This is a genomic window from Arthrobacter silvisoli, from assembly GCF_003369445.1.
GTDB lineage: Bacteria > Actinomycetota > Actinomycetes > Actinomycetales > Micrococcaceae > Arthrobacter > Arthrobacter silvisoli.
The window spans coordinates 18,472-33,309 of record NZ_QRCU01000032.1 but is presented as its reverse complement, the minus strand read 5'-3'; the positions used below and the strand labels follow the sequence as shown (position 1 = coordinate 33,309).

Sequence of the window (14,838 nt, the reverse complement as noted above, 5' to 3'; positions counted from 1 at the left end):
GTAACCGCTCCGTCGCCCTTCGGGGTCGCGGGAGAGCTGCGGGGTCGCTGGAACGTTCCGGCGACCCCGCAGTCCTCCCGCGAACTCGGCATGAAGGCCGGGAGCATCACAACCTCGGACAGCACCGGTCTAGGCTCGATCCATGAGTGACGAAGCGCCGGCAAGGGACGCGGTTCCGCCGGCACAGGACGGACCCCTGCCCGCAGCCCCGGCGGCTGACGCGTCCTTCGCCGAAATCACGGCCCGGCGCCGCGGCAGGCTGCGCCGGTTCTTCTACGAACACCCGCGCACCATGGACGCGGTGGTGGTGCTCTGCTACCTGCTGCTCGCGCTGTCAACCTTGATCAGCAGCATCGCGGACGGCAAATGGCCGGCCGGGCTGCTGCTCCTGGCCACTGCCGCGGCGCTCTTCCTGCGCCGGGTTTTCCCGCTGGCAGTGACGGCCGCCGTCGCGCTAATGGAACTCGGGGTGACCCTTCTGCACCCATGGGGCACCAATGTGTCCGCGGGACTCTGGTTCGCCTTGTACGCGGTGGCCGTGGTGCGGCCGCGGCGTTCTGCCCTCATGGTGTTCGCCGCGGCGAGCCTGCCGCTCACGCTGCTCTACCTGTTCATGTGGACCAGCCCCGGCGGTCCGGGTGGGCCGGGGGACCAGGTCCCCGAGAACTACCACCTCATCAGCAACATCACCGCGGCCATCAGCATCCTGCTGTCCAACCTCATCGCCACCGGGATCGGCATCTCGGTGCGGCAGCGCCGCGAGCACGAGTCCGAGATCCGCGCCTGGGCCGCCCGCACTGCCCGGCTGGGGTCCGTGACGGAACGGAACCGGATCGCCCGGGAGATGCACGACGTCGTCGCGCACTCGCTCACGGTGATGGTCAGCCTCTCGGACGGGGCCGCCGTCGTGGTCCGGAAGGATCCCGGACGCGCCGCGGAGGTGCTCGGTGAACTGTCGCGCACCGGGCGCACCGCGCTCGCGGACATGCGCCGGGTGCTCGGGGTGCTGCGGGACGATTCGGGCCGCCCCGCGCCGCTCGCCCCCGCGGATTCGGGGGACCTCGCCACCCTGCTGGAGGGCTTCCGCACGGCGGGGCTGCCGCTGCACTTTTCGCACACCGGCCCGGCGCTGCCGGACGATCCCGCCTTCCGGCTCACGGTGTTCCGGATCGTGCAGGAGTCCCTGACCAACGTGCTGCGCTACGGCCGCTCGCTGGGGCTGGTGGAGGTCCGCGTGCAGCGCGATGGGGACAAGGTGGCCATTGACGTGCTCGACGACGGCCGCGGCGCCCGCGACGACGGCGCCGGAGCGGGCGGTGCCGGAGCCCGTGTCCCCGGAATCGGGACCGGCCAGGGCATCAATGGCATGCGGGAGCGGGCGAGGATCTACGCCGGCACCGTGGACGCCGGTCCCGGGCCGGCCGGCGGCTGGCAGGTCCATGCGGAATTGAACTGGAACGGCGACAAGGGGAAGCCATGACCGGAGACGGAACGATCAAAGTGCTGCTGGCGGACGACCAGCCGCTGCTGCGCATGGGCTTCCGGCTCATCCTCGAGGGCGAACCGGACTTGGACGTGGTGGGCGAGGCGTCCGACGGCAAAGAGGCATTGGCCCAGGCCGCAGCCCTGCGTCCGGATGTCATCCTGATGGACGTACGGATGCCCGGGATGGACGGCATCGAAGCGACCCGGCAGCTGAGTGCCTTGGATTCTTCCGCCCGGGTCATCATCCTCACCACCTTCGACCTGGACGAGTACGCCTTCGCGGGACTGCAGGCCGGTGCCTCGGCGTTCCTGCTCAAGGACGTGGCTCCGGAGGAACTGGTACACGCGGTGCGGCTCGTGGCCAGCGGGGATGCCGTGGTGGCGCCACGGGTCACGCAGCGGCTGCTGGAAACCTATGTCCGGGGCGGCCGCCCGCAGGGGCAAGCCCCTCCGCAGCACAGGGACCCGCTGCTGGACGAGCTCACCCCGCGCGAAACCGAGATGCTCCAGGCCATCGCCGAGGGCCTTTCCAACGCGGAGATCGCGCACAAGTTCTTCTTGTCCGAAGCCACGGTGAAAACCCATGTGCGCAGGATCCTCACCAAGCTGCACCTGCGGGACAGGGTCCAGGTGGTGGTGTACGCGTACGAAAGCGGGCTGGTGATTCCCAGCAACAATCCGGATTACTGACGGTGCCGCTAGGCGGGCAGCTCAAGCCGGAATCCGCATTCGCATTGCGCGATTTTCGTGGCAAACTCGACGTCGGGCAGGCCGTCCTCGGGGTCGCCGTCCCGATCCGGCGGTGCTTGGATGACCCGTCGCGCAACGCCGACCAAGGTCATCGGCATTCCGCAGTGCAGGTATCCCCCGCCGAAATGCATCAGGCCCGGGATGGTGTCGCTCTTGTTCAGCAGGGCCGCGACGTGCTCGAAGGGCGCTGCATGGGCGTGAAACGAGCCGCACGCGGTGCAGGCGTAGATCACGTGCACCAGCGCCTCGTCCCTGCCGGCCGGCAGCGAATCGATGGAGTGCAGTATCAGGTGCTTGTCTGACCGGCACGTGTCGCACCAGAGGGGGAGGGCATGCGGTGGGGCTGAGTTTGAGGATTGCCCAAAAGCGGGATTGTCACTGTCCATGTCAATCAGCTTCTTCTTAGCTAAGAGTGCGGCGTCGTTGCACCCGCGCCGCACTGGCGTTCCGGGCGTTCGGGGTTAGTCGTCCCTGCCGCCGAATTCCATTTCCTGCGCGTTGTGCTCCCGGATCCGGGGCGCCGCGCCATGGTGGTGCTTGGTGTTGTGTTTCTGGGCGTAGCGAAGTGCGGCCTTGAGTTCCTGGAAGAGGCGGCCCCTTGAGGACGCTCCGCACTGGACGAGGTACGCGGTGCCGTCTGGTCCGTAGGACAGCGACACGTCGGCTGCTCTGGTCATGATTCTTCCTTCCCGTTCAGGGCAAGGCGGGATACGTCGCGAGGATGTAATCCATGGCTGCGGGTCCGGTTTTCCGGAGTCCCGGGGCCGAGAGGTTGATGCCATGCTGTTTTATCGCTGCCCGGAAGTCGGCCTCGGTGCCCGGGGCGTGGTGGTTCAATCCGCACCAGCTGATGTAAAGGCCAAAGAGCTGGTCGAGCCCAAGGCAGCGCGTCGGGTCGGTGTCCGGAACGGTGGCTTCGGCGAGGAACCGGCCAATTTCTGAAACGGCCATCGGGGGCCTTTCGATGTTGGTATTGCAGCTGCCGGCCGCGGTGACCGGGACAGCGGCACCCCTGACGGCGCACACACAGGTGGGCGAAGGACGGGTGCTGGCTTCGTACCGGACGGCGGCACGGTCCGTATGGTATTGCCCACAAATGCCGTCTACACTGTAGGCATCGGATGTAGACTTCGCTTCTTGTCTACACTGTAGATCTACAGGTCAGCTAAAGCAAGCATTTTCAAGGCAAAGTTTCCCGGGGAGCGTGTTCCCGGGAGCTCCGCTCGGACGGTCGGAGATGACAATGGAACGTACTGACACAGCCGGGTATGATCCCCGCGCCAGGCGACTCAACCGCCGCATCGTTGTGCGCGCGGCCCTGGATCTGGTGGATGCGGACGGTCTTGAAGCCCTGAGCATGCGGCGGCTCGGGCAGGCCCTTGGCCGCGACCCGATGGCCCTGTATCGGCATGCTGCCAGCCGGAAAGAACTCCTGGCCGGCGTGGTCGAGCTCGTGCTTGAGGAAGTGGAGGTCTTCCCGGACGACGGCACATCCTGGGAGGAGCAGTTGCGCCGCATGGCGCACGAGCTGCGCCGCGTGTGCCTGCTGCACCCGAACGTCGTGCCCGTGATCGTGACAGGGCCTTTGTCGACACCGCTGGGCCTGCGTCCAGCGGGAACGCTGAAGCCCCTGGAGCAGGTTTTGGGGCTCCTGATCGATGCCGGTTTCACTCCGGCCGACGCGCTGCACGTCTACCGCGCCTTCTACGGTTTCCTCTACGGGCACATCCTGAACGAACTGCAGGAACTCATTGCGGACCCCGAGGAAAACGAAGCACTCCTCAGACTGGGGCTCCAGCGCCTGCCGCTACGCGATTTCCCCCACTTGCGACGCATGGCCCCCGAACTCCTGGAATACAACGGGGAACAGGAACTGGACCAAGGAATGAGCATCCTCCTGTCGGGTCTCAGCCAGCAGTTCGCCCCGGCTGCAGCAATCTGAGGACGGGGGTTCGCTCCTCAGATACCCAGTCTGTCCACAGCCCCGGCACAGAAACCCGCACCCGGCACAGAAACCCGCACCCGGCAGAGGCGCCCGGGCTTCGATGAAGTCATGACTACTCCACCCGGCACCCCCCCGAAACAACGGCCCCATCCCAACCGCGACCACGGATTCGAGTCCGACCTCTGCACGCTCCTGAGCCGCCGTCGCACCTTAGGTACCACCACCAGCTTCGGCACCTCCTGCACCAAGGCGGGCGGCGTCCCGCTCACGGTCAGGCTGACCCTGCCCGACAACGCCAACGGCTGCGCGCCCCTTTCCGGAGCGGACGCCACCGGCGGCATGTACCAGCTGGCCACCATGGCCGGCTCGGCGAAGACGGGCTACACGGCGGCGCTGAATGTGACCATCTAGACTCGGAGCCATGCCGTCAACTGCCACAGCACAAGAGCACATCAAGGACCTCGGCGCGTACGTGACCGCGTCGCCGTCGAGCTTCCACTCCGTCCACGAAGCAGCCCGCCGGCTCGACGCCGCAGGGTTCACCCGGCTGGACGAGGCACGGGCCTGGCCGGTCCCGTCCAAGGGTGGCGGCGCGTTCTACGTGATCCGCGACGGCGCCCTCATCGCCTGGGTGGTCCCCGGCGGCGCCGGTCCCGTCACGCCCTTCAACATCCTGGGCACGCACACGGATTCGCCGTCCTTCAAACTCAAGCCCAAGCCCACCACGGGCAAGTTCGGCTGGTTGCAGGCCGGTGTGGAGGTCTATGGCGGCCCGCTGCTGAATTCGTGGCTGGACCGCGAACTGCGCCTGGCCGGGCGGCTCGTGATGCTCGACGGCACCGAGCACCTCATCGCCACAGGCCCGCTGCTGCGCTTCCCGCAGCTGGCCATCCACCTGGACCGCGCCGTCAATGAGGGCCTCGCCCTGGGCAAGCAGCAGCACATGAACCCGGTCTTCGGCCTGGGCGACCCCGGCTCGGATGACCTGCTGGGGCTCCTCGCCGCCGACGCGGAGGTGGATCCGGCACAGATCGGCGGTTACGACATCGTGGTCGCCGACACCCAGGAACCGGCAGTGTTCGGCGCGAAGGGCGAATTCTTCGCCTCCGGCCGCCTGGACAACCTGTCCTCCACACACGCTGGATTGGCGGCGCTGATTGCACACGCCGCGGTGGCCCAGGCAGGCGGCCCGATCGCCGTGCTGGCCGCCTTCGACCACGAGGAAATCGGCTCCGCGTCCCGCTCCGGGGCGTGCGGGCCGATCCTGGAAGACATCCTTACCCGGATCTCGGACGGCCTGGGCGCCTCGGTGAGCGAGAGGCGGCAGGCTTTCGCGGCGTCGTTCTGTGTTTCTGCGGACGCCGGCCATGCCGTTCACCCCAACTACCCCGAACGGCACGACCCCGCCAACCGACCGGTCCTCAACGGCGGGCCGTTGTTGAAGATCAACGCCAACCAGCGCTACGCAACCGACGCCACCGGCGCCGCCTTCTGGGCACGGCTGTGCGCGGAGGCCGGTATTCCCTACCAGGAGTTCGTCTCCAACAACGACATCCCCTGCGGCTCCACCATCGGCCCCCTGACGGCGACCCGGCTGGGGATCCGGACGGTCGACGTCGGCATTCCGCTGCTGTCCATGCACTCGGCCCGCGAGCTGTGCGGCACCAAGGACCCGCACTCGCTCGCCGCCGTCGCAGAGCTGTTCTTCCGGACGGCCGCTTAATGCGGTTGCAGCGGCCGGATGCTGATGCTCGCGTGATACCGGGTATCGGGGTTCGTAGCAAGTACTTACCCCTACTTGAAAGGAAAGCCCGAGCTTCACGGCAAAAACGAGTACCCACTACTCGTGACGACCGTTTTGGGCCAACCCTAAACTAGGCGTCACGGCCAGCGTCATAGGCGTTGATAGCTGGAGGCCAGAGACCTGACACATGACCGGATAAGAAGATAGCGCTGTACTCAACCTTCGGGCTTAGTGCAGCGGTTCCGTCCGTAATGTCGTGAAGTGGTGAGGCACTTGTCCATTTCCACCCAGCCCCCGGTTTCCTTCCCGAGACTTGCCGTGGAGTCCTCGAGGGCATCAGTAAGCGTCATAATCCCCACGCTGAACGAAGCAATGAACCTTCCGTGGGTCCTTCGCCGCATGCCGTCGTATGTGGACGAAGTGGTAATCGTCGACGGACACTCCCGGGACAATACCGTGGAGGTTGCCCGGGCACTGCGTCCCGACGTCGTCGTCGTGGACGAGCAGAGAAAAGGAAAAGGTGCCGCGGTGCGGGCCGGATTCGCCGCATCCTCCGGCGACATCATAGTGATGCTGGATGCGGACGGAAGCATGGACCCCCAGGAAATCGGCTGGTTCGTCTCCCCGCTCCAGCACGACTACGACTTCGTCAAGGGTTCCCGCTACGTCACTGGGGGTGGGTCGCAGGACCTGACTCATTTGCGGAGCGCCGGCAACCGGGCCTTGACCGGCCTGGCCAACGCCGTCCTTCACAGCAACTATTCCGATCTCTGCTACGGCTACCTGGCGTTCCGGAAGGAGTGTCTGAGTGTCCTCGAGCCTGAATCGGACGGTTTCGAGATCGAGACCGAATTGATTGTGCGGGCAGCCAGAGGTGGCCTGCGGATCGCGGAGGTACCCAGTAACGAGCTGGGCCGGATCTCGGGGGCCTCGCATCTGCAGACTTTCCATGATGGGTGGCGCGTCCTGGTGACGCTCGCGCGGGAATGCCTGCTCTGGGAGGCGCCTACCGCCGGGGCCCGGCCCGAAGCACTCCGCCGGGTGGCGTATGCGTACGCGAACGTGAGAGTTCCGCACACGCCCACCGACCCCCAGAGTGTCCTGTCCATGATCCGGAGCGCCTAGCATGCCCGGCTATTTTGGGCCTCCGACGGTTTCTGTCGTCATCTGCACTTACACCACGAGGCGCTGGGACCGCCTTCTGGGCGTCATTGAGTCCGTCCGTTCCCAGACCGTTCCAGCCCAGGAAATCCTGGTGGTGACCGACCACAACGAGGACCTGTACAGGCGGCTCGTCGAAATTGTCGATGACGTCACCGTGGTGAGGAGCAGTGGCCCCCGCGGGCTTTCCGGGGCCCGCAACACAGGGGTGGGCCTGGCGGCTTCGGAGGTCATAGCTTTCCTGGACGACGACGCCGAAGCTGCCACGGATTGGCTTGAACGGTTGCTGGTCCTCTACGACGACCCTGACGTCCTTGGAGTGGGCGGACGCGTCGAGCCAGTGTGGGACGTCGCCCGCCCTGGCTACTTCGGCGAGGAACTCGACTGGATCGTGGGGTGCAGCTACTCCGGAATGCCCAGGGTCGCCTCCGAAGTCCGGAATGTCATTGGTGCAAACATGTCCTTCCGGCGCTCCGTTCTCAGGCGGGTCGGCGGCTTCAACCTTTCCTTGGGTCGTAAGGGGACATTGCCCTTGGGCTGCGAGGAGACCGAAATCTGCATCCGGTCCAGGATGGGTTCCCCTGGCGCACGGATCGTCTACGAGCCGGCAGCCCTGGTGCGCCACCACGTGCCGGCCGAGCGCGGGAAGGTCCGCTACATGCTGTCACGTTCATGGTCTGAGGGGCTCTCCAAGGCCCAGGTCAGCGAACTCGTGGGCCACAACCGGACGCTCAGCCCGGAACGGAGATATGTGCGCAGTGTCTTGCCACGGGCAGTTTTTGCCGGGTTACGCGATTGGGGCCGCGGGAGCAATCCGCAAGGGCTCGGTCGTGCCGGAGCCGTGGTTGCCGTTCTTGCCTGCACCGCCGCGGGATACATCCGCGGGCGCGGGATCGCGCACGCATCGAGGCGCTCGTTGGCCAAAGCTGACTTCGTGGAAGCACCGTGGAGGCAGGTCCAATGAGGTTGTACGCACCAGCAACACCATCCGAGTTACACCACCTGGGCAGGGGGGCCACCATGCACACCAAGGCACTGCATTTCGACATCCACGGGCGCGTCACGATCCGCGTCGACGCAGAGGCACCGGCGGCGGCCCAGCTCCGGAGCATGTTTGCGTGTTTCTTCACCGACACCGAACGGCCAGCCAACATCGTCGTCGATGACAGGCCGGAGCCGATGCCGGATGCCGGTCTGGTCGAGCACGAGCTCGCGTACACGGGGAACAGCGTGCGTTTCCAAGCCGATCGGGTCCAGATCGTGAGGGACGCAGAGCAGTGGCGCATCCACGGGCCGGGCGAACTGTTGACCTCCGTGGTCCCTGTCCTCGATGCCGCCATGGTCAGTCGAGGAGCTGGCATGATCCACGCGGCAACGATGGCCTACCGCGGACACGCAATCGCGCTTCCCGCCGCTGGCGGGACCGGTAAGACAAGCACCGCCGCCAAGCTGATGCGGCGCGAGGGGTGGTCGTTCATGGGTGACGACTGGGCCTTCCTTGCCGAGGATGCCACGCTCTTGGGCTACGCGAAGCCGATGTTCATCAAGCCGCATCACCGGTCCATCTACCCCCACCTGTTCGAAGGCGTCCGGAAGCCACTGGTCCCGTCACGGCTTTCGGGCAGCGTCGGCCGCCTCACCACCTTGGTGCATCCGTACGTCATCCGTTATCCGCGCCTCGCGGACTTCTCCCGGCGATGGTCACCGGAGCACCGCATGGTCGAGCCGCGGACCGCATTCCCGGGCCGGGAAGTAACGACCTCGGCGCCGCTCGCGGCCGCCATTTACATCGAGCGCTTCGAGGGCACCCGGTCCCGGGTCGTCGAGCGGACGCGCGATTGGATGGTGGACCGCATGATCGGCAACTTCCACATCGAGATGGCGGGCTTCTCGCAGCGGGTCGTGACGGGCCTGGCGGCCACGTCCGTTGTCCCGTGGCGCGAGCACTTCGCGGCCAAGGGGGTCGTGCTGAGCAAAGCGCTTGACGGGCGTCCCTGCTACCTGCTGCAGGTGCCTTCCGGGTATTCGGCGGACGAGGCGTCCGACGACATCGTCGGGCACCTTGAACAGTTGATGCCGTCCGTCCTCGACGAGCGCGTCTGAGGGGGTGGACGCGGTGGGTCACAGCCCTGCCGAGGTCACCGCCGTCGTTCCGGCCCGGAACGCGGAGGCTCTGCTGCCGCGCTGCCTCGAGGCCCTGCGTCAGTCCGGTGTCGCCGAGATCATCGTGGTGGACGGATTGTCTACCGACCGCACCGTCGAGATCGCCCTCGCGGCCGGCGCCCGGGTCCTCAGTGACGAGGGCCGCGGCCTGCCGTGGGCTCGGACGCTCGGCGTACGGAACAGCAGCACCTGTTGGGTCCTGCTGGTCGACGCCGACGTCGTGTTCAGGCCCGCAGGGGTCGCCGACTTGCTCACGGAACTGGTGGAGAGTGGCTACGACGCCCTCCAGGCCGGCCTGGAGAGTGTCGGTGGACCGGGCTACTGGGGGCAGGCGTTGGCCCACCACCATCGCACCGGCCGCAGCCGCAACTGGTTCGGTCTCGTGGCAACGCTCGTTGAGCGGGACCTGATGCTGGGCGTGGGTTTCGACGACTCGTTCAAGTCCGGGGAGGACATCGAGTTGCGTTGGCGCATGCGGGAGTCAGGGCTGCGAACGGCTGTGTCAAGCAGGGTCGTCGTTGAACACCGTTTCGCCGCAGACGACTTCGGCTTCGCGCTCGACCAGTTCCTCATGGACGGAACGGGACTGGGACGGATGGTCCGCAAGCACGGCTGGCGCGGTGCGAGGTTGGCCCTGCTGCCCGCCGCCGCGGCGGTCCGTGGCAGCGCCATGAGCCTCGCTGCGGGCCAGCCCCGGTGGCTGCGCTACTACCTGGCCTTCGGCTGGTACAACTACGTGGGCCTCGTCAGGGGTCTCGCATCGTGAAGGCTGTGCGGGGGACTTCTGTCCCGGGCGCCTCGACCGTCCGGCGCTCCGCCCTGCACAGCTCTCTCGGCCTCGTCGTGGCCAAGGCCGCCCAGACTGGCGCAGGTTTCGCCTTCTGGATCGTGGCCGCGCGTGCGACGTCCGACCGTGAAGTCGGGCTCACCTCGGCCGCGGTCTCGGCGGTGATGCTCTGCACGCAGCTCGCGGTGCTGGGCGCCGGGTCGGCCGTGATCGTTTCAGTGGGGCGGGGGGAGCCGCCTTCGCGGGTGCTGGACGCGGCGTTCGCCATCGTCGGGGTTGCCGGCACCGTCCTGGCCCTCGGCTACCTCGTGCTGCAGGCGACCGTGGCCCCGGACACTGCCTCAACATCTGTGCTCTTCTGGCTCACGTTCCTCGCGGCTGCCGTCACGGGAACCATGGTCATCGTACTGGACCAGGCGCTCGTGGCGTTGGGACGCGGTGCCAGTGCGACCTTGAGGTACGCGTTGGGCGGCGGGGTCTCACTCGGGGCTGCAGCGCTCGTGGCCTGGCAGGCGCACGGCGCCTCCGCGGACGTGCTGATGGCCTGCTGGGCCCTCGGGACCGCCGTGGCGTGCGTCGTCGGCGCGGTCCAGTTGCGCAGAATCGTGGGTTACCGGCCGCGACCGACCCTGCGCTTGGCACGCGGCCGTTCACTGCTGGCCCTGGGCCTTCCGCACCAGCTCCTCACCCTCACCGAGCGCGCCCCAGGGCTTGTCCTGCCGCTTCTGCTTGCACATACGGTGTCGCCGGAGGCCGCTGCCTACTGGTATCCCGCATGGATGATGGCCTGGGCCGCCTACACCGCTCCGATGCTGATGGGCATCGTCCAGTTCTCCGAGGGTGTCCGCGACCCTGACCGCCTGGCGCAGACCACCTGGGCGAGTCTCCGCTGGTCGCTCGTCGTGGGAGGCCTGGCTGCCGCCGTCCTCATTCTCCTGGCCCGCCCGCTGCTCGGCCTGATGGGTGAGCAGTACGCGGAATCGTCCAGTGACGCCCTGCGGTGGTTGGCCGCCGGCCTCGTGGCGTATGCCGTGCTGCAGGCCTACAACGCCATGTGCCGTGCCCGCGGTCGCTACACGGAGGCGATCGTCGTCGGAGTGGTGCTGGGAACCGCACTTTGTGCTTCAGCGCTGGTGGCCGCCGGCAGGGGCGCCGGTGCCATGGCCGTTGCGTGGCTGGTGGTGCTCTCCATCGGAGCCGCCGCTGTCGGCCTCAGGCTCCTTGCCGTCGTCCGGCACGTCACGCGGGAGGCGCGATGACCAAGGCGCTCGAAGCGACCCACCGTACCCAGGGATACCGGAAGACCCGCGACGTGGCCTGCGCACTGGCCGGCGTCGTGTCGCTGGCGCTTGCCGCGGGGGCCGCCTCCACGGTGGCCGTGCCCGTCAACAGTGACCTGGGGCTGGTCGCCGTCCTGCCCTACCCGTTCTGGGTGGGGGTCCTGCTGTTGAACATCGCCTTCGTTGTGGCGCTGCGTGGGGATGCCACGGGTCCGGCCCGCCGCCTGGTCATGTTGTGGCTTGTCGTGGTGCTCGTTCTCGTGCTCTTCGGGACTGCGGCGTTCGTGACGGACATACCGCGGGGTGAGGTAGCGTTCCGTCATATCGGCATCGCCGATGCCCTTTCGCGCACCCAGGGGATCAACCCGGACATCGACGCGTACTTCAACTGGCCGGGCTTCTTCGCCCTGCTGGCCACCGCACTCCGGGCGACCGGTCTCGATCCAATGGCCGTTGCCCTTTGGGCGCCGGTACTCAACATGGGTTTGTGGCTCGCTGCACTCGGTGTTTTGACGGGCTACCTGACCCGCGATCCGCGACGGCGCTGGCTCGTGCTCTGGATCTTCTGCCTCGGCAACTGGCAGGATCAGGACTACCTTTCTCCCCAGGCCTTCGGCTTCTTCCTGTACCTCGTCGTGGTCGCGCTGGTCATCGGCCCGTTGGCCGCGCGGACCCCGAAGGTCCGCGGGATCAAACCGGCCGAACTGGCGGCGTGGTGGCGGGGGCGGTCGCCCGAGGAGCTCCGCCCCATGCACCGGGTGAGCGCCCTCGCGGTGACCCTCTTGCTCGTCGCGGTCATCTCCGCGAGCCATCAGTTGACGCCGTTCATGGTGCTCATCGCCATCACCGCCCTCACCCTGAGTGGACGTGTCTGGCCCAGCCGACTGCCCCTGATCATTGCGGTGGTGGTGGCACTGTGGCTCGCCTACCCCGCCAGCGCCTACCTGGCCGGGCACCCACCCCTGGCGGGCGGGGGACTGGAAGACGTGATCGTGGCGAACGTCGTCGACCGCACAAGCGGGACCGCCGGACACGTTCTCGTAGTGCAGCTCCGGATCGTTCTCACCCTCGCGTTGTGGGGGCTGGCAGCGGCCGGGGCGTTGCGCGACTGGCGCAGAGGGCGCCTCGACATCAGGGTGGTCCTCCTCGCTGTCACCCCATTGTTGCTCTTCCCCGCGCAGGCGTATGGAGGGGAAATGCTCATCCGCGTCTCGCTGTTTGCCCTGCCGTTCATCGCCATGCAGGCCTCCTCGGTCCTGCTTCCCGCGGACGGCGGCACCCGCCCCACCCTCCTTGCGGCGGGGGGCCTTGCCGTCATCTGCTCTCTGCTGGCCGTGCTGACCGTGTCAGGGCGGTTCGGGAACGCCCGGTTTGACGTCTTCACAAGCGGTGAGACCGCCGCCGTCGCCGCCGTGCAGCGTCTAGCACCCCCCGGCTCTGCGATCATCTCGGCTGCCCATCCGACGCCGTGGCGCAGCGAGGGCTACCTTGAGCACCGTTACCGGACCATCGAGGACCTATGCGGGCCCGGCTTGTCGACGCCGACGTGCGGCCCGCTCGTTTACGGTTACGCCCGGCACAACCCTGCCGGTGCCGTCGTGCTGCTCACGCGCTCGGCAGAGGCGGGTCTCGTTGTCCAGGGCGCCAGCAGCGCAAGCAACCTCGACAAACTGGAGGCGTGGCTGAGCGCGCAGGACGGCGTGGTTCTTGTCTTCAGTAATGCTGACGCGCGAGCGTACCGGGTGACGCCATGAGCAGCGGTGTCAGCGGGCCTACCGTGGCACTGGGTATCGCCGACGTCGCGCTGTCGCTGGTGACGCTTGTCGGGCTGCAGACACCGTTGCAGGCGGCCGCCGCGGTCGCCGTCCTCGTTCTGCTCCCGGGGCAGGCGCTGACGCGGCTCACGCAGGTGGACGACGTCGCGCTCAGCGCCTTGCTCGTCCTGTCACTCGGTCTCGCAGCGCTCACGGCGGTTTCCATGACGATGTTCTACCTCGCGGTGTGGTCGTGGCAGGCGTGCGTCGTGACGATGGGCGTCGTCACCGTCCTTGCCTGCATTGCACGCGGACGGCAGGAGGCGGCACGATGATCGACATCGCGGGACTGCTCGCGGCTGCCGTCCTGCTCATTACCCTCATCGCCTTCGAAGTCCGGCGCCTTGGCTCGGACACCGGGCAGCCCACACGTCCGAGGTTCTTCGGCAAGACGGTGAGCCGCAGCGCAGTCGCGGTCATGTGGACCTTATACCTGCTGCTCTTCCTTCCACGCGTGCTGGGACTGCTCGCATGAGCCGCGTTGCGCGGTGGTGGCTGCTCAGCGACCTCCACTTGGGTGTGGCGGACGACGACCCCCGGGGCGCCGGCAGCGCGTTGTCCGGGTTCCTGCAGCGCGAGGTGCTCCCGGCCTCCGGTCCACAGCAGCACGTCGTCTTCGTCGGTGACACGTTCGAACTGTTCGGTTTGGCCGAGGACGAGAGCCTGGCCCGGCTCGACTCCATCTTCGCCCGCCACTCCGACACGTTCCGGGTCTTGGAGAGGTGTGCGGCGCGGGGCGTTCAACTGCACTTCGTCTGCGGCAACCACGATGTGGAGCTGGCCAGGCCCTCGGTCGCGGCCCGCCTTTCTGCGCTGCTGTCCCCCTCCGAGCCTGCACAGGTCCGGGTGCATCCGTGGTTCCTGCACGTGCCCCGCGTGCTCGTGGCCGAGCACGGGCATCAGCACCACGCGCTGCACCGGATCCCCGAGGTGCTCCGCGCGGCGGTCAACGGGACCGACGAGCTGGACCTGCCACCGCTCGCCGCTTGGAACGCCCATCCGTCGAGATCGCGCCTCGGCCGCGCCGGGGCCGTCGCCCGGGCCTGCCTGGCATCCGAGCGGGCGGAACGCCGCGTCCGGGAACCCGAGTACGATCAGCTGCTGCAGAGTGAGTCCCGGCGGCTCGCGCTCGACGGGATCACCGTGAGGGAGTTGGCGTGCCTGTCCCGGTTCCGCACGATGTCGGCGCTCCCGGTCGCCGCTACACGCATGGCGCTCGCGGCCGCCGGTCGTAGAGCCGCCGGCCAAGAGGCTGCTGCAGCGGGCCGGTTTGCACGGACCCTGGAGGCGCACGGTTCCGCGGTGGCCTGGTATGTTTCGGGGCACACCCACCGGGCCCTCGAGTCCGCGCTCGAAGCGTGCTCCACCCGGTACATCAATACCGGCACGTGGTGTTCAGACGTCCGCGGCCGCGGACCTGACCAGTCGGACCGTCGGGTCTTTCCGTACGCCGTGATCGACGTTGCCCGCGACGGCGCGGCCAGCGGCGGGCTGCGGTATTGGCGTCCGGGCGGTGGCTAGCCGTGCCGGTTCCGGCGCTGTTCGACAAGTCGATGCGAGGGGTTGCTATTGATGCTTCAACCATTGACACTGAATGTACTTGGGAATTCATGTTCACCGAGGAGCAACATTGCCAGGCCATGCAGTTTCTTATCTAGGCGGGCGTGGTGGAGGTCGCAGCGCTTTCTGGCTCGGCGTGAGACGGGGAA

Annotated in this window: 17 protein-coding genes; 14 read left to right on the top strand and 3 right to left on the bottom strand. The window is 67.5% G+C overall.

What is annotated here, in order from left to right:
- Nucleotides 1–142 precede the first annotated feature (142 nt).
- Together DWV11_RS07850 and DWV11_RS07845 are read left to right on the top strand one after the other, a co-directional pair.
- The gene (locus tag DWV11_RS07850) at nt 143–1,480 is read left to right on the top strand and encodes a sensor histidine kinase (RefSeq protein ID WP_115788330.1); all 1,338 of its coding nucleotides are present in this window, start codon (nt 143–145) and stop codon (nt 1,478–1,480) included.
- Complete coding sequence (locus DWV11_RS07845) at nt 1,477–2,175, top strand: response regulator (protein ID WP_115788329.1); 699 nt, start codon at nt 1,477–1,479, stop codon at nt 2,173–2,175. Before DWV11_RS07850 ends, DWV11_RS07845 begins: the two co-directional genes overlap by 4 nt.
- An 8-nt stretch (nt 2,176–2,183) precedes the next feature.
- Here the strand turns inward: DWV11_RS07845 and DWV11_RS07840 are convergent, their stop codons facing one another.
- The 3 genes from DWV11_RS07840 to DWV11_RS07830 form a co-directional block, all read right to left on the bottom strand.
- Complete coding sequence (locus DWV11_RS07840; protein ID WP_136017888.1) at nt 2,184–2,621, bottom strand: hypothetical protein; 438 nt, start codon at nt 2,619–2,621, stop codon at nt 2,184–2,186.
- A 75-nt stretch (nt 2,622–2,696) separates the two neighbouring features.
- Nucleotides 2,697–2,912, bottom strand: a complete 216-nt coding sequence (locus DWV11_RS07835) for a hypothetical protein (RefSeq protein ID WP_115788327.1) — start codon at nt 2,910–2,912, stop codon at nt 2,697–2,699.
- A 16-nt stretch (nt 2,913–2,928) separates the two neighbouring features.
- Nucleotides 2,929–3,186, bottom strand: a complete 258-nt coding sequence (locus DWV11_RS07830) for a hypothetical protein (protein ID WP_115788326.1) — start codon at nt 3,184–3,186, stop codon at nt 2,929–2,931.
- 292 nt (nt 3,187–3,478) lie between these two features.
- Here DWV11_RS07830 and DWV11_RS07825 point away from each other — a divergent pair, with 292 nt between their 5' ends.
- The 12 genes from DWV11_RS07825 to DWV11_RS07770 all read left to right on the top strand — a co-directional run bounded on the left by DWV11_RS07825 (nt 3,479) and on the right by DWV11_RS07770 (nt 14,650).
- Nucleotides 3,479–4,177, top strand: a complete 699-nt coding sequence (locus tag DWV11_RS07825; RefSeq protein ID WP_115788325.1) for a TetR/AcrR family transcriptional regulator C-terminal domain-containing protein — start codon at nt 3,479–3,481, stop codon at nt 4,175–4,177.
- A 111-nt stretch (nt 4,178–4,288) separates the two neighbouring features.
- A complete protein-coding gene (locus DWV11_RS07820) occupies nt 4,289–4,591 on the top strand; it encodes a hypothetical protein (protein WP_115788324.1) in 303 nt (100 codons plus the stop codon).
- Nucleotides 4,592–4,601: 10 nt separating this feature from the next.
- Nucleotides 4,602–5,903, top strand: coding sequence for a M18 family aminopeptidase (locus DWV11_RS07815; protein WP_115788323.1), 1,302 nt, complete (start codon nt 4,602–4,604; stop codon nt 5,901–5,903).
- 282 nt (nt 5,904–6,185) lie between these two features.
- Nucleotides 6,186–7,049, top strand: a complete 864-nt coding sequence (locus DWV11_RS07810) for a glycosyltransferase family 2 protein (RefSeq protein ID WP_342767728.1) — start codon at nt 6,186–6,188, stop codon at nt 7,047–7,049.
- 1 nt (nt 7,050) lies between these two features.
- Complete coding sequence (locus DWV11_RS07805) at nt 7,051–8,049, top strand: glycosyltransferase family 2 protein (RefSeq protein WP_115788322.1); 999 nt, start codon at nt 7,051–7,053, stop codon at nt 8,047–8,049.
- 56 nt (nt 8,050–8,105) lie between these two features.
- On the top strand, nt 8,106–9,188 hold the full coding sequence (locus DWV11_RS07800; RefSeq protein WP_115788321.1) for a hypothetical protein: 1,083 nt from the start codon (nt 8,106–8,108) through the stop codon (nt 9,186–9,188).
- A gap of 13 nt (nt 9,189–9,201) precedes the next feature.
- A complete protein-coding gene (locus DWV11_RS07795) occupies nt 9,202–10,014 on the top strand; it encodes a glycosyltransferase (RefSeq protein WP_115788445.1) in 813 nt (270 codons plus the stop codon).
- Between the two features lie 5 nt (nt 10,015–10,019).
- Complete coding sequence (locus DWV11_RS07790) at nt 10,020–11,294, top strand: lipopolysaccharide biosynthesis protein (protein ID WP_245953497.1); 1,275 nt, start codon at nt 10,020–10,022, stop codon at nt 11,292–11,294.
- Complete coding sequence (locus DWV11_RS07785) at nt 11,291–13,069, top strand: glycosyltransferase (RefSeq protein ID WP_115788320.1); 1,779 nt, start codon at nt 11,291–11,293, stop codon at nt 13,067–13,069. Before DWV11_RS07790 ends, DWV11_RS07785 begins: the two co-directional genes overlap by 4 nt.
- Entirely contained in the window at nt 13,066–13,404 is a 339-nt protein-coding gene (locus tag DWV11_RS07780; protein WP_115788319.1) for a hypothetical protein, read from the top strand. The genes DWV11_RS07785 and DWV11_RS07780 overlap by 4 nt, the downstream gene beginning before the upstream one ends.
- The gene (locus tag DWV11_RS07775; protein ID WP_115788318.1) at nt 13,401–13,604 is read left to right on the top strand and encodes a hypothetical protein; all 204 of its coding nucleotides are present in this window, start codon (nt 13,401–13,403) and stop codon (nt 13,602–13,604) included. Before DWV11_RS07780 ends, DWV11_RS07775 begins: the two co-directional genes overlap by 4 nt.
- Nucleotides 13,601–14,650 (top strand): metallophosphoesterase family protein, encoded by a 1,050-nt coding sequence (locus DWV11_RS07770; protein ID WP_115788317.1) that lies wholly within the window; start codon nt 13,601–13,603, stop codon nt 14,648–14,650. Before DWV11_RS07775 ends, DWV11_RS07770 begins: the two co-directional genes overlap by 4 nt.
- Nucleotides 14,651–14,838: the final 188 nt, after the last annotated feature.